Here is a 17,123-nt window from a genome sequence, read left to right on the forward strand (position 1 = left end):
CTGAACATGCAAGACAAATACCTTCCGTCCGCCGTTGAACAAGCCGCCCAGCAGCACTGGCAGGCCACCGATGCCTATCGGGTGTCGGAACACGCGACGGGCCCCGACGGCAAGGAGCGCACCAAGTTCTACGCCTGCTCGATGCTGCCGTACCCGTCGGGCAAGCTGCATATGGGCCATGTGCGCAACTACACGATCAACGACGTGATGGCGCGCTATCTGCGCATGAACGGCCATAACGTGCTGATGCCGATGGGCTGGGATGCGTTCGGCATGCCCGCCGAGAACGCCGCGCTCAACAACGGCGTGGCGCCGGCCGCCTGGACCTACGACAACATCGCTTACATGAAGAAGCAGATGCAGTCGATGGGCCTCGCGATCGACTGGTCGCGCGAGGTGGCTACCTGCAGCCCGGACTACTACCGCTGGAACCAGTGGCTGTTCCTCAAGATGCTGGAGCGCGGCATCGCGTATCGCAAGACCGGGACCGTGAACTGGGATCCGGTGGATCAGACCGTGCTGGCCAACGAGCAGGTGATCGACGGCCGTGGCTGGCGTTCGGGCGCGGTGGTCGAGAAGCGCGAGATCCCGATGTACTACCTGCGCATCACCGAGTATGCCGAGGAACTGCTCGGCGACCTCGAGGGCCTGGGCTGGCCCGAGCGCGTCAAGGTGATGCAGCAGAACTGGATCGGCAAGAGCGTGGGCGTGCGTTTCGCGTTCCCGCACCAGATCAAGGGTGCCGATGGCCAGCCGATTCAGGATGGCAAGCTGTACGTGTTCACCACGCGTGCCGACACGATCATGGGCGTGACGTTCTGCGCGGTGGCCGCGGAGCATCCGCTGGCCGCGCACGCCGCCGCGACCAACCCGGCGCTGGCCGCATTCATCGACGAATGCAAGCATGGCTCGGTCATGGAAGCCGATATGGCGACCATGGAGAAGAAGGGCATGCCCACCGGTCTGAAGGTCACGCATCCGCTGACCGGCGACGAAGTGGAGGTGTGGGTCGGCAACTACGTGCTGATGAGCTACGGCGACGGTGCCGTGATGGGCGTGCCCGCGCACGACGAGCGCGACTTCGCGTTCGCGCGCAAGTACGACCTGCCGATCCGTCAGGTGGTGGACGTCAAGGGCCAGGCATACTCGAACGAGGCATGGCAGGAGTGGTACGGCGACAAGGAGCACGGTACCTGCATCCATAGCGGCAAGTACGATGGCCTCGGCTATCAGGCCGCGGTGGAGGCGATTGCAGCGGACATCGGTGCACTGGGCCTTGGCGAGAAAAAGATCACCTGGCGCCTGCGCGACTGGGGCATCTCGCGCCAGCGCTACTGGGGCACGCCGATTCCGCTGATCCATTGCGACAGCTGCGGCGTGGTGCCGGTGCCCGAGAAGGATCTGCCGGTGGTGCTGCCCGAGGATCTCGTGCCGGACGGCACCGGCAATCCGCTGGCCAAGGATCAGCGCTTCCTCGCATGCACGTGCCCGTCGTGCGGGAAGCCCGCGCGCCGCGAGACCGATACGATGGACACGTTCATCGACTCGTGCTGGTACTACATGCGCTATACGTGCCCGGATGCCACGACCATGGTTGATGGCCGCAACGACTACTGGATGCCGATGGACCAGTACATCGGCGGCATCGAGCACGCGATTCTGCACCTGTTGTACGCACGCTTCTGGACCAAGGTCATGCGCGACCTCGGCCTGGTCAAGTTCGACGAGCCGTTCACGAACCTGCTCACGCAGGGCATGGTGCTCAACGAGACGTACTACCGCGAGGACGCGAGCGGCAAGAAGAGCTGGTACAACCCGGCCGACGTGGATGTGAAGCTCGACGACCGCGGCCGTCCGCTGGGCGCCACGCTCAAGGCCGATGGCCAGCCGGTGGTGATCGGTGGCGTGGAGAAGATGTCGAAGTCGAAGAACAACGGCATCGACCCGCAGGCGCTGATCGACCAGTACGGCGCCGATACCGCGCGTCTGTTCGTGATGTTCGCCGCGCCGCCCGAGCAACAGCTCGAGTGGAGCGGTTCGGGCGTGGAGGGCGCGTCGCGCTTCCTGCGTCGCGTATGGGCGTATGGTCATGCCAACGCCGAGGCGATTGGCGCCGCGGGTGCCACCGCGCCGGTGGCCGAAGACGCCGAGCTGCGCCGCGAGATCCATACCGTGCTCAAGCAGGCCAACTACGACTACCAGCGCATTCAGTACAACACGGTCGTGTCCGCGACCATGAAGATGCTGAACGCGCTCGAGGACGCCAAGGGCGCCTCGCCGGCCGCGCGCCGCGAGGGCTTCGGCATCCTGCTGCGCGTGCTGTACCCGGTGGTGCCGCATGTCGCGCACGCGCTGTGGCAGGAGCTGGGCTATGCGCGCGACGCGGGCGAACTGCTCGATGCCGCCTGGCCGCAGGTCGATGACGCCGCGCTCGTGCGTAGCGAGATCGATCTCGTGCTGCAGATCAACGGCAAGGTGCGCGGCAGCCTGACGGTGTCGGCCGACGCCGATCGCGCCACCATCGAGGCCACGGCCGCCGCCAGCGAGATCGTTGCCAAGTTTGCCGCGGGTGCCACGCCGAAGAAGATCGTGGTGGTGCCGGGCCGGCTCGTCAACGTGGTGCTGTAACCGCGACCATAGGAATCCGCCAAGCCATGACTCGACCGAACCTGCGCCGCCGCGCTTTTCTTGCCACATCGGTTGCTACCTCGGTCGCCACGCTGGCTGCCGGCCTGCTCGCGGGCTGCGGCTTTCAGTTGCGTGGCACTGCGGACTTCGCGTTCAAGAAACTGTACGTCGGTATTCCTCCGAACTCGCCGATGGGCGCCGATCTGCGCCGCAATATCCTGGGCGGTTCCGACACGGTGATCGTGGAGGATCCGAAGCAGGCCGATGCGCTGCTCGACGTGCTGTCCGACACGCGTGGCCGCTCGATCCTGTCGATCACGACCGAGGGTGTGGTGCGCGAATACCGGCTGAGCCAGCGCTTCAGCTTCCGCGTGCGCGACCAGAAGGGCAAGGAGCTGATTCCGCCGTCAACGATCCTGCTGACGCGCGACATCACGTACAACGAATCCGCGGTGCTGGCGAAGGATTACGAAGAGCAGCAGCTCTATCGCGACATGCAGCGCGATATCGTGCAGCAGCTGATGCGGCGTCTGGCCGCGGTCAAGACGGTCTGACGCCACGGCGATGCAGCTTCGGCTCGATGGCCTCGACGCGCACCTGAAGCAGGCCCAGTCCAAGGGCCTGGCGCCGCTGTACGTGTTGCACGGCGACGAGCATCTGCTCGTGCTGGAAGCCGTGGACCGGCTGCGCCGCGCCGCGCGCGACGCCGGTTTCTCGGAGCGTGACGTGCTGGTGGCCGAACGCGGTTTCCACTGGAGCCAGCTGGTCGAGGCGCAGCAGTCGATGTCACTGTTCGGCGATCGCAAGATCGTCGAGGTGCGGATTCCGTCCGGCAAGCCCGGCAAAGATGGTGGCGAGGCGTTGCGCGCGGTGGCTGCCCAGCCATCGCCCGACGTGCTGATGCTGATCACGCTGCCGCGGGTCGACTTCGCGTCTTCCAAGTCCGCGTGGTTCCAGGCGCTCGAGAGTGCCGGCGTGTCGATCAAGGTCGATACGATCGACCGCACGCGCCTGCCGGCGTGGGTCGGCGAACGGCTTGCGCTGCAGCAGCAGCGGGTCGAGGGTGGCGAGCCCGGCCGGCGCGCGCTGCAGTTCATCGCCGACAAGGTGGAAGGCAACCTGCTGGCGGCACATCAGGAAATTCAGAAGCTGGGCCTGCTGTATCCGCCCGGCGAGCTCACGTTTGACCAGGTACACGACGCGGTGCTCAATGTGGCCCGTTACGACGTGTTCAAGCTATCCGAGGCCATGCTCGCGGGCGATGTGCCGCGGCTCGTGCGCATGCTCGAAGGGTTGCGCGGCGAGGGCGAGGCCACGGTGCTGGTGCTGTGGGCGCTGACCGAGGAAATTCGCGTATTATCCAAGGTCCGGCAAGGGGTAGCGGCCGGTAAGCCGGCTCCGGTGCTGATGCGCGAACTGCGCGTCTGGGGCCCGCGCGAGCGGCTGGTGCCGCAGGCCGCGCAGCGGTTGTCGATGCCACAGCTCGAGGCCGCGCTGGCGCTGGCTGCGCGGCTCGACCGGCAGGTCAAAGGGTTGTCGGACCTGCCACCGGGCGCGTCGGCGAGCTTGCCGGCAGAGCCATGGGATGGCCTGCAGCAGCTTGCGCTGATGATCGCGCGCTGAGGTGGCGTACTGAAGTTCCCGCGCTAGCGGTTGCCCCTGGTTTTTGCGCCCTGTTTTAGCGCCCCGTTTTTATGCGCCCCGCTTTGATGCGCATTCGTTTGCCGCACCCCACAAGACTGCACGACTGCCGGGACAGAACCCGGCCAAGATCATGACCGAGTTCGATCTCAATCAATACATGGACCGCGTGGGCCAGCAGGCCCGCGCCGCTTCGCGCGCGATGGCGCGCGCCTCCACCGCCGACAAGAATCGCGCGCTGCTGACCATCGCCACGGCGATCCGGCGCGATGCCGACCAGCTCAAGGCCGTCAATGCGCGCGATGTCGAACGCGCGCGTGCCAACGGTCAGGACGCCGCGTTCATCGACCGACTGACGCTGTCCGACAAGGCCATCGCCACGATGGCGGCGGGGCTCGAACAGATTGCCGCGCTGGCGGACCCGATTGGCGAGATCACGAACATGAAGTTCCGCCCGACCGGGATCCAGGTCGGTCAGATGCGCGTGCCGCTGGGTGTGATCGGCATCATCTACGAGTCGCGGCCGAACGTGACCATCGACGCGGCGGCGCTGTGCCTGAAGTCGGGCAATGCGACCATCCTGCGCGGTGGATCGGAAGCGATTGAATCGAATACCGCGCTGGCGGCGCTGGTGGCCGAGGGCCTGTCGGCTGCGGGGTTGCCCGCGCAGGCGGTACAGGTGATCGAGACCACCGACCGTGCCGCGGTCGGTCGCCTCATCACCATGACCGAGTACGTCGACGTGATCGTGCCGCGCGGCGGCAAGAGCCTGATCGCGCGGCTGATGGAAGAGGCGCGGGTGCCGATGATCAAGCATCTGGACGGCATCTGTCACGTCTACGTCGATCGCGACGCCGACCTCGACAAGGCCGTGCGCGTGTGCGACAACGCCAAGACCCAGCGCTACGCGCCGTGCAACACGATGGAAACGCTGCTGGTGGCGCGCGATATCGCCGCCGCCGTGCTGCCGCCGCTGTGCCGTATCTACCAGCAGAAGGGCGTGGAGCTGCGCGTGTGCGCGGACACGCGCGCAACGCTCGAAGCGGCCGGCATTCAGGGGCTCGTCGATGCCACCGAGGAGGACTGGCGCCTCGAGTATCTGGCGCCGGTGCTGGCGATCCGTACCGTGGACGGTCTGGACGAAGCCATCGCGCATATCAACACATACGGCTCCGCGCATACCGATTCGATCGTCACCGAGAACTACACCACCGGCATGCGCTTCCTGCGCGAGGTGGACTCCGCGAGCGTGATGATCAACGCGTCGACGCGCTTTGCCGACGGCTTTGAATACGGCCTGGGCGCGGAAATCGGCATCTCCAACGACAAGCTGCATGCGCGCGGTCCGGTCGGGCTCGAAGGGCTGACGTCGCTCAAATACGTGGTGTTTGGCCACGGCGAGATTCGCACCTGACGCGACAACAGTCCGTCACAACCACTCCTCACAATAACGCCGTCCTCCTCATGCTCTGGATCAAGTCGCTCCACATCGTCTTCGTGATCTCGTGGTTCGCGGGTTTGTTCTACCTGCCGCGAATCTTCGTCAATCTGGCGATGGAAACCGATGCCGCCGCCTCGCAGCGGCTGCTGCTGATGGCGCGCAAGCTGTTCCGCTTCATGACGATACTCGCGGTGCCGGCGGTGGTGTTCGGGCTGTGGCTGTTTCTGGGCTACGGCATTGGACGCGGCGCGGGGCAGGGTTGGATGCACGCGAAGCTCGCGCTGGTGCTGGTGCTGATCGGCTATCACCATGGCTGCGGCGTGCTGCTGCGCAAGTTCGAGGCGGGTCGCAACACGCGCTCGCACAAGTTTTATCGCTGGTTCAATGAATTGCCGGTGCTGGTACTGCTGGCAATCGTGATCCTGGTCGTGGTCAAGCCGTTCTGAACCGAGGACAAGATGAGCAAGCAGGTCGAGTATTTCATGGCGCCGCAATCCCCGTTCGTGTACCTGGGGCATGCGCGCTTCGTCGAGATCGCCACGCGGCACAAGGCGCAAGTCGTGCTCAAGCCGTTCGATCTGGGCAAGCTGTTCTCGGTTTCGGGCGGATTGCCGCTGGCGCAGCGGCCGCCGCAGCGCCAGGCCTACCGTCTGGTCGAGTTGCAGCGCTGGGCCGAGTTTCTCGGCATGCCGATGCACCTGCATCCGACGTACTTTCCCGTGTCCGGTGATCCGGCCGCGAAGCTGATCATCGCCGCGCAGCTGGCGCATGGCACCGCGCGCGCGCTGGTGCTGGCGGGTGCGTATTGCAGCGCGGTGTGGGCGGAGCAGCGCAATATCGCCGATCCGGCCACGCTGGTGCAGATCGCCGACGAGCACGAGTTCGATGGCGCGAACCTGCTCAAGGCCAGCGAGGCGCAGGCTGTGCAGGCCGCCTATGCGCAGAACACGCAGGACGCGATCTCTGCCGGTGCCTTTGGCACTCCGTGGTTCATGCTCGACGGTCAGCCCTACTGGGGGCAGGATCGCCTCGAATTCCTCGACCGCGCGCTGGCCGCCGGCTGAGGGATTGACTACAGTCTTATGGTGTACCGTCCGCCAAGGCGGACGTTTTTTTTGAGTCACTGATATCCATGAACGAACGGTCCATGAACGAACGGTCGCAGACCGAAAGCTTCTTCGCTCCCTGCCCGCGCGGTCTGGAAGCCGCACTGGCCGAGGAGCTGCGCGAGATCGCGCTGCTGCCGGCCGTGGCCGCCACGGCCCCCTTCACCGTCCACAAGGAAATGCCGGGTGGGGTGCCGTTCTCGGGCCCACTGGCGGCTGCCTATGCGGTGAACCTGCACTCGCGCATCGCCAGCCGCGTGCTGCTACGCGTGGCGCAGAAGCGCTATCGCCATGAGGACGATGTCTACGCGCTGGCGCGTGCGCAGCGCTGGGAGAACTGGTTCTCGCCCGACGAGTCGCTGCGCGTGGATATCACCGCGCACAAGTCGCCGTTGCAGAGCCTGAATTTCGTCGGTCTGCGCGTCAAGGACGGCATTTGCGACGCGATGCGCGAGCGGTTGGGCGCGCGGCCGAGCGTCGATACCGCGAGCCCCGACGTACGCGTGTACGCGCACCTGACCGAGTTCGACTGCACGATCTACCTCGACACCACCGGCGAGCCGCTGTTCAAGCGTGGCTGGCGCATGGAGAAGGGCGAGGCGCCGCTCAAGGAGAATCTGGCTGCGGGCATCCTGCGGCTGGCCGGCTGGGTGCCGGGACAGACCGCGCGCCCGTTCTACGATCCGATGTGCGGCAGCGGTACGTTCCTGGTGGAGGCCGCGCAGGTAGCGCTCGGTGTGGCGCCGGGCGCGGCCCGCACGTTCGCGTTCGAATGGCTCCGGGGCGCCGATACCAAGGCGTGGCAGGCGCTGCGTGCAGACGCTCAGCACGCGCGGGAAAAGGCGCAGCAGATCGATCCCGCCACGCTGCGGGTGGTCGGCTCCGATATTTCGTCAGGCATGCTGGACATGGCGCAGGCCAACTGGGAACGGGCAGGCCTGCCCGGCGACGCACAGCTCAAGCAGGTGGATGCGCGCTTCGTGCAGCCGCCGTTCACCGATGCCGGCATGTTGCTGATGAACCCGCCTTACGGCGAGCGGATCGCCGTGCGTGGCGAGCGGCGCCAGCCGGTGGACGAGGCCCCGCGCGACGAGGCCGAGGAAGCGGCCGCGAACCAGTTCGCGAGCGCGTTTGCCACGACGCTCAAGCAGTCTTTCGCGGGATGGCAGGCGTGGGTGTTCACGGGCGACATGACGATGCCCAAGCGCATGCGCCTCAAGGAGTCGCGCCGCACGCCGCTGTTCAACGGCAATATCGAATGCCGGCTGTTCCGTTTCGATATGGTACGGGGTGGCAATCGCGTTGCCACGGACGAGAAGCCGCAGCAGGACTGAGCGGAAAGCGGGAAAGCGGGAAAACAGGGGAGGGGCCGGTCAGGCCTTGCGGTGCGTCAGCGCTTCCGGGTTGCGTGCGAACTCGGCAAGGAAGCTCTGCAGGCTGACCACCGGCTCCTGCAGCAGATGGCGCGGCAGGTCGAATAGCGCGTAGAAATATTCCTCGCGGCCTTCGCAGCGTTCCGCGGGCAGGCAATACTGTTCCCAGTCGACGCAGGCGGGCGTGTACATGCCGTTGCCGGGCCAGAAGAACGGCACGATGCGGCCTTCGCGCAGGCCTTCGATCAGCGCGGCCGGCGCTTCGTAGGCTTCGGCCGACTCCACCTGGTTCATGAGCCCGGCGCGGGTCTCGATGACCATCAGCGTGGCATGGCCCTGCGCGGTCAGCAGCAAAATTCCCACCGGATTCGGATACAGGTAGTACTCGACGAAGTTGTAGCGGGCCACGGTCTGCCGCAGGCGCTCGGCCATGACGGGATCCGACAGGAACGAGTACGAATGCCGCGTAAGCAGGTCGCGCAGCGTGCGTGACAGCGTGGCGAAGTATTGCTGTTGCAGCGCCTCGATTTCCTGACCCAGACGCGCCACCATGTTCGGGTCGTGCTTCTTGACGTAGCGATCGATCAAACCGTTGTTGAAGCCCTGGATCGCGATGCTTTCATCGGCCGTGCCGGTCAGCAGGATGGTCTTGCACGGCAGGTCCTGCAGTGCCTGGCAGAACTCGAGCCCGTCCATCTGCGGCATCGAGTAGTCGACCACGATCACGCCCGGCTGCAGGAAGCGATGCACGTCGTGGATCTGACGATGGATGCGATCGACATCGAGCTGCACGGTGCGACGCTCGCTGAGGAACGTCAGGTCGTCATGGGTGACACGCACCGGCAGGAAACCCGGGTAACGCGTGTCGTACGACTCGCGAATCCACGCCAGTGCCTCGCGCGGATCGGTAAAGCTGACCACCGCACGCGAGGCATCCATCTGGAAGGCCAGACTTTCGATAAACGACTTGCTGTCGTCCACGAGCACGGTCAGGACTGGGTGATGGAAGACCGACAGGTTTCTGTCGTGCGGGTTGAAAGTCATGGTGCGATCGTTAATGCGATGGTTCGTCTGGGCGGCGAAGGACTGGAGAGAAACGCAAGCCAGTATAGCGCGCCAGCGAAGCCGTGCAAGCCGCACCCCCCAAAGCAAGCGGCCGGCGTTGTCAGCCGGCCGCATGAGTTCGATATCGTTGATTTCAGGTCTTCACAACGCTTTATTCTGAAGCCCTGCCGATGGGGTTACCCGCGCGGTTACTCCACCGCCTTGACCATGTCCTCGACCACCTTCTTGGCGTCGCCAAACACCATCATGGTCTTGTCCATGTAGAACAGTTCGTTGTCCAGACCGGCATAGCCGGCGGCCATCGAGCGCTTGTTCACGATGATGGTCTTGGCCTTGTAGGCCTCGAGAATCGGCATGCCGGCGATCGGCGATTTCGGGTCGGTCTTGGCAGCCGGGTTGACCACGTCGTTGGCACCGAGGACCAGCACCACGTCGGCCTGCGCGAACTCGCCGTTGATGTCCTCCATCTCGAACACCTGGTCGTACGGCACCTCGGCTTCGGCCAGCAGCACGTTCATGTGGCCCGGCATGCGGCCCGCCACAGGATGGATCGCGTACTTCACCGTGACGCCCTTTTCGGTGAGCTTCGAGGTCAGTTCCTTGAGCGCATGCTGCGCGCGCGCGACGGCCAGGCCGTAGCCCGGCACGATGATCACGGTCTCGGCATTGCCCATCAGGAACGACGCGTCGTCGGCCGAGCCGGACTTGACCGGACGCTGTTCCTGCTTGCCCGCGCTCGCGCCACCAGCTTCGCCGCCGAAGCCGCCGAGAATCACGTTGAAGAACGAGCGGTTCATCGCCTTGCACATGATGTACGAGAGGATCGCACCGGACGAACCGACCAGCGAGCCCGCGATGATCAGCATCGGGTTGTTCAGCGAGAAGCCGATGCCCGCCGCCGCCCAGCCCGAGTACGAGTTCAGCATCGACACCACCACGGGCATGTCCGCGCCGCCGATCGGGATGATGATCAGCACGCCGAGCACGAAGGCGATGGCCAGCATGATCAGGAACGGCAGCCAGTCCTGCGACATGAAGAAGATGATGCCGAAGCCGACCATCGCGATGGCCAGCAGCAGGTTCAGCCAGTGCTGGCCCGGAAACACCACCGGCGCGCCCTGGAACAGGCGGAACTTGTAGCGCCCCGCGAGTTTGCCGAAGGCGATGACCGAGCCGGAGAACGTGATCGCGCCGACGAAGCAGCCGATGAACAGTTCGACGCGGTTGCCCGTGGGGATCAGATGCGAACCCGGTGCCGTGATGCCGAACGCGGCGGGTTCCGCCACGGCCGCCACCGCGATGAACACGGCGGCAAGACCGATCAGCGAGTGCATGGCGGCTACCAGCTCGGGCATCTTGGTCATCTCGACCTTGCGCGCCACATAGGCGCCAATGCCGCCGCCGACGATCAGCGCCGCGAAGATCAGGCCGATGCCGGTGCCCACCGAATGCTGCGCGGCGCCGGCCGCGAGGAATTCGTTCTTGAGCTTGATGATCAGCACCAGCGTGGTCACGGCCGCGATGGCCATGCCGGTCATGCCGAACGCGTTGCCGCGCCGCGCGGTGCCGGGCGACGACAGGCCCTTGAGCGCCTGGATAAAGCAGACCGATGCCACGAGGTACAGCAGCGTGACGAGGTTCATGCTGACGAGTACGGTCATTGCGCACCCTCCTTGGCAGCCTTGGCCTTCGGTTCCTTCTTCTTGAACATCTCCAGCATGCGCTGGGTCACGAGGAAGCCGCCGAACACGTTGACCGCCGCGAGCGCCACCGCGAGCGTGCCCATGACGCGGCCCACGCCCCCTTCGGTAAGGCCGGCCGCAAGCATCGCGCCAACGATGATGATGGCCGAGATTGCATTGGTCACGGCCATCAGCGGCGTATGCAGCGCGGGCGTGACGGTCCACACCACGTGGTACCCCACGTAGATCGCCAGCACGAAGATGATCAGATTGATCACCGTATGGTTCACCATCTCCATCGACTTCTCCCTCCGTTTGCTTGATCTTGAGTATTCGGATAACCGGGTCGACTTCCGCTGCATCAAAGCGCTTGCGGCGGGGTGCCCCTGGCTCGGGACGCCCCGCCGGCGCAGGTCAGACCTGCTTGATTTCCTTGATGCCGTTCTTCTCGTTCACGAGGATGACCTTCGGTTTGTACACGCGGATCTCCTCGTCGGTCATCGGCGCATAGGTGCAGATGATCAGATGGTCGCCAAGGTGCGCGCGGCGGGCCGCGGCGCCATTGAGCGAGATCTCGCCGGTACCGCGCGCGCCCTTGATGATGTATGTCGAGAAGCGCTCGCCGTTGTTCACGTTGTACAGCTCGATCTTCTCGAATTCCTTCATGTCGGCGGCTTCGAGCAGATCTTCGTCGATTCCGCACGAGCCCTCGTAGTTGAGGTCCGCCTGCGTCACGGTGACGCGGTGGAGCTTGGCGCGGAGCATGATGCGTTGCATGGGTGATACGTCCTTCAGGAGTGAGACATGCGGCGCCGGTCCATGCCGGCGCCGTCGGTGGGTAAAGCGGGGTAAAGCAGGTCAGGCAGCCTGTCGGACGAGCTGGCCGTCGCGGCACATCAGGCAGGCCGCGACGATATCGTCCTCGAGGTTCAGCGTGTAGCGGCCTTCCTTGTCGATGACGAGCTTGAGGAAGTCGAGCACGTTGCGCGCGTAGAGCGCGGAAGCGTCGGCGGCGACCATGCTGGCGAGGTTGGTATGGCCGATCAGGGTCACGCCGTGGCGTTCCACCACTTCGTCGGCCACGGTCAGCGGGCAGTTGCCGCCCTGCGCGGCGGCCAGATCCACCACCACCGAGCCGGGCTTCATCTGCTTGACGGTTTCTTCCTGCAGCAGCACCGGCGCCTTGCGGCCCGGGATCAGCGCGGTGGTGATCACGATATCGGCCTGGCGCGCGCGCTCGTGCACGAGCTCGGCCTGACGGCGCATCCAGTCGGCCGGCATCGGGCGCGCATAGCCGCCCACGCCCTGCGCGATCTCGCGCTCCTCGTCGGTCACGAACGGCACGTCGAGGAACTTGGCACCCAGCGATTCGATCTGCTCCTTCACGGCGGGCCGTACGTCGGAAGCCTCGATCACCGCGCCGAGGCGCTTGGCCGTGGCGATGGCCTGCAGGCCCGCGACGCCGGCGCCGAGAATCAGCACGCGCGCCGCCTTGACGGTACCGGCGGCGGTCATCAGCATCGGCATGAAGCGCTGATAGTGGTGCGCGCCGACCAGCACGGCCTTGTAGCCCGCGATATTGGCCTGCGACGACAGTACGTCCATGCTCTGCGCACGCGTGGTGCGCGGCGCGGCCTCGAGCGCGAATGCGGTGATCGAGGCGGCCGTCATGCGCGCGTTGTTTTCGATATCGAACGGATTGAGCATGCCGATGAGCACCGTGCCGGGCTTCATCTGCGCGCGCTCGGCATCATCCGGTGCACGTACCTTGAGCACGATCTCCGCGCCGTACGCTTCGGCTGCCGAGCCGATGCGCGCGCCCACCGCCTCGTACGCGGCATCGGGCTGGCTCGCCCTGACGCCCGCGCCGGACTGCACCGTGACCTGGTGCCCCTGCGCGACGTACTTCTTGACGGTTTCCGGGGTGGCGGCGACGCGAGTTTCGCCTGCCCGCGTTTCCAGCGGGATGCCGATGTGCATCGTCAATTTCTCCTTTTGGTGGCGTCATGACCGTTCCGACCGAAGTCAGGCCGATCCATGGACGGGCAGACGTCCGAGCCCGTGAGATATCAATCCGATACCGCAGTTTTTGCGCAGCTTACCCGAATATGCACGGGGATGGTGGCTGACCGGTCGGAAAATTGCTCGGATACCCACCACTCATTTTCTCTTCGCATGAAACCGGCAATTTGATGCTGAGCCACTCATCGGGTGGTCGCCTTTTGACACCGATTTGATACCTCGCTCCGTATCGTGGCGGGCACGCCGCCCTGGCGGTCCACGCCATCCCGGCGCGGCGCGGGGCGGACGCACTGTTCAACTCGCTTTTTCAACCTTCATGCGTCTTCTCTCCGCTGTATCCTCCACCCTTATCCCTACCACCTTCGCCGTAGCCGCATGCCTCGCCATGCCGTCCGCGTTCGCGCAGGAAGCATCGGCCGCGCCTGCCGCGCCCGCTGCGGATAGCGCCACCGCCGGCGAGGTCTCGCCGCACACGTTCACGGCCAACGTGACGCTGGCCAGCGAATACCGCTATCGCGGTCTCATGCAGACCAATCGCCGTCCCGCAGTGCAGGGCGGTTTCGACTACGCGCATGCGAGCGGCTTCTACCTCGGCAACTGGAACTCGAACATCAGCTGGCTTTCCGACAGCAACTCGCAGGTGTCGGCGCCGATCGAGATGGACTTCTACGGCGGCTTCAAGAATAGCGTGAACATCGCCGGCGCCGATATCGCGTACGACGTGGGCGTGCTCGAGTACTACTACCCGGGCGACTATCCGTCGGGCTTTACGCGCCCGTACACCACCGAGGTGTATGCGAGCGTTGGCTACGGTCCGGTGTCGCTCAAGTACTCGCACGCGCTGACGAACCTGTTCGGTTTTGCCGACAGCAAGAACAGCTATTACGTCGACCTGTCCGCCAACGTGCCGCTCAATGTGTGGGACCTCACGTTCAACGCGCACGTCGGCTATCAGAAGGTGCAGAACGTTACCGATGCGTCGTACACCGACTGGAAGGTCGGCGTGACGAAGGACTTCGGCAAGGGGCTGGCGGTGTCGGTGGCTTATATCGACACCAACGCGGCACGCGGTGTCTACACCAACTCGCATGGTCGCTACATGGGGCGCGCCACGGCGTTCGCGTCGATCACCAAGACGTTTTGACGCGTTTTTGATAGCGGCCTGCCCCATTGCTGCATCAAATTGAGATGCGCGTCCCTAGCATGGAAGCATGTTCAACAGATGACCCGCCGCAGCGCGGGTCAACGTCCATGCGACAGACCAGCCTTGCCATTGCCTTCGCTTCCGTGCCGCGACGCCGGCCGGCAACCGCCCCGCGCGCCACGCGCACCGAAGGTGATGGTCAAAGGATCCGCATTCGTCTTGCGGTGGCTTCGGCTCAGGTGTTCGCGCTGCGGCAGACGCTGCATCGCGCGATTGGTGAACTGGCACGCGTCTACGTCGTGGAGGTCGATCATCGCCACGAAGAGACCACGCTGCATGTGGAAGTGGAGCGCGGTGGCCGCGATGCCGCGATGCACGCGATCATGGCCGCTTTGCCGGCCGCCGAATTCGGTGTGACTACTCTGCTTGGAAGCGATCATGCCGCACACTGATGGCCCGCGCGGCGGCCTCTGGCTGCCGATGATCACGCCGATGCGCGACGGCGAACTCGACCTCGACTGCGCGCAGCGGCTTGCCGCGTGGTATGCCGCGGAGGGCCTCGATGGCCTGATCGTGCTCGGCACGACGGGGGAGGGCGGCCTGCTCGACGACGCCGAACGTCTGGCGCTGACCGCGGCGGTGTGCGAGGCCGTGGATGGCGCGATACCCGTGATGGCGGGCGTGGGCGCCGTCGATACGCGCGCGGTGTGCGAACAGGTGCGCCGCCTCGAGCGATTTGCGCGGTTCGCCGATCTCGCTGGCTACCTGGTGCCCCCGCCATATTATTTGCGCGTGTCCGACGAAGGCATCGCCTGGCACGTGCGCCGCGTGGCCAGCCAGACCGCGCGCTCGCTGATGCTCTACAACGTTCCCAAGCGGACCGGCGCGTCGATTTCGCCCGCGCTGGCACTGCGGCTGGCCGCGCATGGCCAGGTGCGCGCGATCAAGGAGTGCGATCCGGCCGGTATGCGGGTGCTGGCGAATCATGCGGGTATCGATGTTTATTGCGGCGAGGATGCCGCGATGCTCGACCACCTGCTGGCGGGCGGTGTCGGTGTGGTGCCGGCCGCCGCGCACGTGCGCCCGGATCTGTTCGTGCAACTGCTGCGACTCGCGCGGGCCGGGGACGCAGCCGGTGCGCGCGCGCTGTTTGCGCGGCTCCTGCCGCTGATCGAGCTGTTGTTCTCGGCGCCCAATCCGGCACCGGTCAAGGCCGCGCTGGCGCTGGGCAACCATGCGCGCGACGAGGTGCGGCTGCCGCTGACGCCCGTCGATGCGGGTCTGGTACGGCGTCTGGAAGCCGTGCTGGCGCAACTGCCGCCACGGCTGGCCCTGCACGCGCACGCGGCCTGACGCGGCAGAATGGTCCCCCGATGAGGCGACCCGGTGCACGATCGACCGGCAGCCGGTAAAATGCCGGATTGCTTAAAAATTGTGCATCATGTCACGTGACTGGAACGCCAGTGTCACGGTTGCCGCGGTTATCGAGCGCGGCGGCCGCTTCCTGCTGGTCGAGGAAGAAACGCCCGCGGGCCTGCGGCTCAACCAGCCCGCCGGCCATCTCGAGGCGGGCGAGAGCCTGATCAACGCCGTCATCCGCGAAACCCTCGAGGAAACCGCGCATACGTTCGAGCCGCGCGCGCTGGTCGGCTGCTATATGAGCCGGGGTTTGTCGTCGCGCGACCAGGGCGATACCACCTATATCCGTTTCGCGTTCACGGGCGACCTTGGGTCGCTCGACGCTGGCCGTCAGCTCGATACGGGCATCGTGCGCACGGTGTGGATGAGCCTCGAAGAGTTGCGCGGCTGCCGCGAACGGCATCGCACGCCACTGTTGCTGGCCTGCGTGGAAGATTACGTCGCCGGCAAGCGCTTCGCGCTCGACGTGCTCTATACCCATTCGACCGCGGTGGCGTCGGAGGACGCGTCATGAGCGGGGCCTCCAAAGGCCGCGTCGTGGTCGGCATGTCCGGCGGGGTCGACTCGTCGGTTACCGCGTGGCTGCTCAAGCAGCAGGGGTACGAAGTCATCGGCCTGTTCATGAAGAACTGGGAGGACGATGACGACAGCGAATATTGCTCCACGCGCCAGGACTGGCTCGACGTGGCGTCGGTCGCGGACGTTATCGGCGTGGACGTGGAAGCGGTGAACTTTGCCGCCGAGTACAAGGATCGTGTGTTCGCGGATTTCCTGCGCGAATACTCGGCCGGACGTACGCCGAACCCTGACGTGCTGTGCAACGCCGAGATCAAGTTCAAGGCGTTCCTCGACCATGCGATGTCGCTGGGCGCGGAGCAGATCGCTACTGGCCACTATGCGCGCGTGCGTCAGGCCGCGAACGGCCGCTTCGAACTGCTGAAGGCGTTCGACCATACCAAGGACCAGAGTTACTTCCTGCACCGGTTGAATCAGGCGCAGCTGTCGCGCACGTTGTTTCCGCTGGGCGAGATCCCAAAAACGCAGGTGCGCGAGATCGCGGCGGAGATCGGGCTGCCCAATGCGAAGAAGAAGGATTCGACCGGCATCTGCTTTATCGGCGAACGGCCATTCCGTGAATTCCTGAATCGCTATCTGCCGACCAGGCCGGGTCCGATGAAGACCGACGACGGCAAGGTGGTGGGCGAGCATATCGGGCTGGCGTTCTACACGCTGGGCCAGCGCAAGGGCATTGGCCTTGGTGGCAGCCGCGAGGGCAGCGGCGACGCATGGTACGTCGCGCGCAAGGATATGGCGAACAACACGCTGTATGTGGTGCAGGGCCACGATCATCCGTGGCTGCTAAGCGCGCGGCTCGATGCGGCGGACCTGTCATGGGTCGCGGGCGAGGCGCCGGAGACTGGTCTGGCGATTGCCGCCAAGACGCGCTACCGGCAGAGCGATGCGCCCTGCACGGTAGCGGAGGCGAGCGGCGAGGCATTGCAGCTCGCGTTTGCCGAGGCCCAGTGGGCGGTGACGCCCGGACAATCCGCCGTCCTTTACGACGGTGAGGTCTGTCTGGGCGGCGGCATTATCCAATAGCCA

Annotated in this window: 17 protein-coding genes; 12 read left to right on the top strand and 5 right to left on the bottom strand. The window is 65.3% G+C overall.

The features are described 5' to 3' along the window. The first annotated feature begins 6 nt into the window (after positions 1-6). From leuS to LDO41_RS20685, 7 genes are all read left to right on the top strand, one after another. The gene (gene leuS, locus LDO41_RS20655) at positions 7-2,628 is read left to right on the top strand and encodes a leucine--tRNA ligase (RefSeq protein WP_223991613.1); all 2,622 of its coding nucleotides are present in this window, start codon (positions 7-9) and stop codon (positions 2,626-2,628) included. Between the two features lie 26 nt (positions 2,629-2,654). Next, positions 2,655-3,182 (top strand): LPS-assembly lipoprotein LptE, encoded by a 528-nt coding sequence (locus tag LDO41_RS20660; protein ID WP_223991614.1) that lies wholly within the window; start codon positions 2,655-2,657, stop codon positions 3,180-3,182. 10 nt (positions 3,183-3,192) lie between these two features. Next, positions 3,193-4,251: a DNA polymerase III subunit delta gene (gene holA / locus LDO41_RS20665; RefSeq protein ID WP_223991615.1), complete on the top strand. Its 1,059-nt coding sequence runs from the start codon at positions 3,193-3,195 to the stop codon at positions 4,249-4,251. Positions 4,252-4,402: 151 nt separating this feature from the next. Beyond that, a complete protein-coding gene (locus LDO41_RS20670) occupies positions 4,403-5,683 on the top strand; it encodes a glutamate-5-semialdehyde dehydrogenase (RefSeq protein ID WP_223991616.1) in 1,281 nt (426 codons plus the stop codon). A 50-nt stretch (positions 5,684-5,733) separates the two neighbouring features. Continuing rightward, positions 5,734-6,156 (top strand): CopD family protein, encoded by a 423-nt coding sequence (locus LDO41_RS20675; RefSeq protein ID WP_223991617.1) that lies wholly within the window; start codon positions 5,734-5,736, stop codon positions 6,154-6,156. Positions 6,157-6,168: 12 nt separating this feature from the next. Further along, positions 6,169-6,774: a 2-hydroxychromene-2-carboxylate isomerase gene (locus LDO41_RS20680; protein ID WP_223991618.1), complete on the top strand. Its 606-nt coding sequence runs from the start codon at positions 6,169-6,171 to the stop codon at positions 6,772-6,774. Between the two features lie 83 nt (positions 6,775-6,857). Next, positions 6,858-8,150, top strand: a complete 1,293-nt coding sequence (locus tag LDO41_RS20685; RefSeq protein ID WP_223991619.1) for a THUMP domain-containing class I SAM-dependent RNA methyltransferase — start codon at positions 6,858-6,860, stop codon at positions 8,148-8,150. A gap of 39 nt (positions 8,151-8,189) precedes the next feature. Here the strand turns inward: LDO41_RS20685 and LDO41_RS20690 are convergent, their stop codons facing one another. The 5 genes from LDO41_RS20690 to LDO41_RS20710 all read right to left on the bottom strand — a co-directional run bounded on the left by LDO41_RS20690 (position 8,190) and on the right by LDO41_RS20710 (position 12,916). Then, positions 8,190-9,233, bottom strand: coding sequence for a response regulator (locus LDO41_RS20690; RefSeq protein WP_223991620.1), 1,044 nt, complete (start codon positions 9,231-9,233; stop codon positions 8,190-8,192). A gap of 209 nt (positions 9,234-9,442) precedes the next feature. Next, complete coding sequence (locus LDO41_RS20695) at positions 9,443-10,915, bottom strand: NAD(P)(+) transhydrogenase (Re/Si-specific) subunit beta (protein ID WP_223991621.1); 1,473 nt, start codon at positions 10,913-10,915, stop codon at positions 9,443-9,445. Then, positions 10,912-11,235: a proton-translocating transhydrogenase family protein gene (locus tag LDO41_RS20700; RefSeq protein ID WP_223991622.1), complete on the bottom strand. Its 324-nt coding sequence runs from the start codon at positions 11,233-11,235 to the stop codon at positions 10,912-10,914. Before LDO41_RS20700 ends, LDO41_RS20695 begins: the two co-directional genes overlap by 4 nt. A 115-nt stretch (positions 11,236-11,350) precedes the next feature. Continuing rightward, positions 11,351-11,713 carry an aspartate 1-decarboxylase gene (gene panD, locus LDO41_RS20705; protein WP_223991623.1) on the bottom strand — a complete coding sequence of 121 codons (363 nt, stop codon included), beginning with the start codon at positions 11,711-11,713 and terminating at the stop codon, positions 11,351-11,353. Between the two features lie 81 nt (positions 11,714-11,794). After that, complete coding sequence (locus LDO41_RS20710) at positions 11,795-12,916, bottom strand: Re/Si-specific NAD(P)(+) transhydrogenase subunit alpha (RefSeq protein WP_223991624.1); 1,122 nt, start codon at positions 12,914-12,916, stop codon at positions 11,795-11,797. Positions 12,917-13,274: 358 nt separating this feature from the next. Here LDO41_RS20710 and LDO41_RS20715 point away from each other — a divergent pair, with 358 nt between their 5' ends. From LDO41_RS20715 to mnmA, 5 genes are all read left to right on the top strand, one after another. After that, the gene (locus LDO41_RS20715) at positions 13,275-14,102 is read left to right on the top strand and encodes a TorF family putative porin (RefSeq protein WP_377741101.1); all 828 of its coding nucleotides are present in this window, start codon (positions 13,275-13,277) and stop codon (positions 14,100-14,102) included. A gap of 107 nt (positions 14,103-14,209) precedes the next feature. Next, complete coding sequence (locus LDO41_RS20720; RefSeq protein WP_223991626.1) at positions 14,210-14,554, top strand: hypothetical protein; 345 nt, start codon at positions 14,210-14,212, stop codon at positions 14,552-14,554. Further along, complete coding sequence (locus tag LDO41_RS20725; protein ID WP_223991627.1) at positions 14,541-15,455, top strand: 4-hydroxy-tetrahydrodipicolinate synthase family protein; 915 nt, start codon at positions 14,541-14,543, stop codon at positions 15,453-15,455. Before LDO41_RS20720 ends, LDO41_RS20725 begins: the two co-directional genes overlap by 14 nt. A gap of 88 nt (positions 15,456-15,543) precedes the next feature. Then, a complete protein-coding gene (locus LDO41_RS20730) occupies positions 15,544-16,035 on the top strand; it encodes an NUDIX hydrolase (protein ID WP_223991628.1) in 492 nt (163 codons plus the stop codon). After that, positions 16,032-17,120 carry a tRNA 2-thiouridine(34) synthase MnmA gene (gene mnmA / locus LDO41_RS20735; protein WP_223991630.1) on the top strand — a complete coding sequence of 363 codons (1,089 nt, stop codon included), beginning with the start codon at positions 16,032-16,034 and terminating at the stop codon, positions 17,118-17,120. Before LDO41_RS20730 ends, mnmA begins: the two co-directional genes overlap by 4 nt. Positions 17,121-17,123: the final 3 nt, after the last annotated feature.

Origin of the sequence: Cupriavidus pampae (assembly GCF_914271485.1) — a bacterium.
GTDB lineage: Bacteria > Pseudomonadota > Gammaproteobacteria > Burkholderiales > Burkholderiaceae > Cupriavidus > Cupriavidus pampae.

What these genes read in the sequence shown, in the direction of transcription:
- mnmA (WP_223991630.1), top strand. Translation starts at nt 16,032, where the DNA reads ATGAGCGGGGCCTCCAAAGGCCGCGTCGTGGTCGGCATGTCCGGCGGG.
- holA (WP_223991615.1), top strand. Translation starts at nt 3,193, where the DNA reads ATGCAGCTTCGGCTCGATGGCCTCGACGCGCACCTGAAGCAGGCCCAG.
- LDO41_RS20685 (WP_223991619.1), top strand. Translation starts at nt 6,858, where the DNA reads ATGAACGAACGGTCGCAGACCGAAAGCTTCTTCGCTCCCTGCCCGCGC.
- LDO41_RS20660 (WP_223991614.1), top strand. Translation starts at nt 2,655, where the DNA reads ATGACTCGACCGAACCTGCGCCGCCGCGCTTTTCTTGCCACATCGGTT.
- LDO41_RS20700 (WP_223991622.1), bottom strand. Translation starts at nt 11,235, where the DNA reads ATGGAGATGGTGAACCATACGGTGATCAATCTGATCATCTTCGTGCTG.
- panD (WP_223991623.1), bottom strand. Translation starts at nt 11,713, where the DNA reads ATGCAACGCATCATGCTCCGCGCCAAGCTCCACCGCGTCACCGTGACG.
- leuS (WP_223991613.1), top strand. Translation starts at nt 7, where the DNA reads ATGCAAGACAAATACCTTCCGTCCGCCGTTGAACAAGCCGCCCAGCAG.
- LDO41_RS20710 (WP_223991624.1), bottom strand. Translation starts at nt 12,916, where the DNA reads ATGCACATCGGCATCCCGCTGGAAACGCGGGCAGGCGAAACTCGCGTC.
- LDO41_RS20670 (WP_223991616.1), top strand. Translation starts at nt 4,403, where the DNA reads ATGACCGAGTTCGATCTCAATCAATACATGGACCGCGTGGGCCAGCAG.
- LDO41_RS20715 (WP_377741101.1), top strand. Translation starts at nt 13,275, where the DNA reads ATGCGTCTTCTCTCCGCTGTATCCTCCACCCTTATCCCTACCACCTTC.
- LDO41_RS20675 (WP_223991617.1), top strand. Translation starts at nt 5,734, where the DNA reads ATGCTCTGGATCAAGTCGCTCCACATCGTCTTCGTGATCTCGTGGTTC.
- LDO41_RS20720 (WP_223991626.1), top strand. Translation starts at nt 14,210, where the DNA reads ATGCGACAGACCAGCCTTGCCATTGCCTTCGCTTCCGTGCCGCGACGC.
- LDO41_RS20725 (WP_223991627.1), top strand. Translation starts at nt 14,541, where the DNA reads ATGCCGCACACTGATGGCCCGCGCGGCGGCCTCTGGCTGCCGATGATC.
- LDO41_RS20730 (WP_223991628.1), top strand. Translation starts at nt 15,544, where the DNA reads ATGTCACGTGACTGGAACGCCAGTGTCACGGTTGCCGCGGTTATCGAG.
- LDO41_RS20680 (WP_223991618.1), top strand. Translation starts at nt 6,169, where the DNA reads ATGAGCAAGCAGGTCGAGTATTTCATGGCGCCGCAATCCCCGTTCGTG.
- LDO41_RS20695 (WP_223991621.1), bottom strand. Translation starts at nt 10,915, where the DNA reads ATGACCGTACTCGTCAGCATGAACCTCGTCACGCTGCTGTACCTCGTG.
- LDO41_RS20690 (WP_223991620.1), bottom strand. Translation starts at nt 9,233, where the DNA reads ATGACTTTCAACCCGCACGACAGAAACCTGTCGGTCTTCCATCACCCA.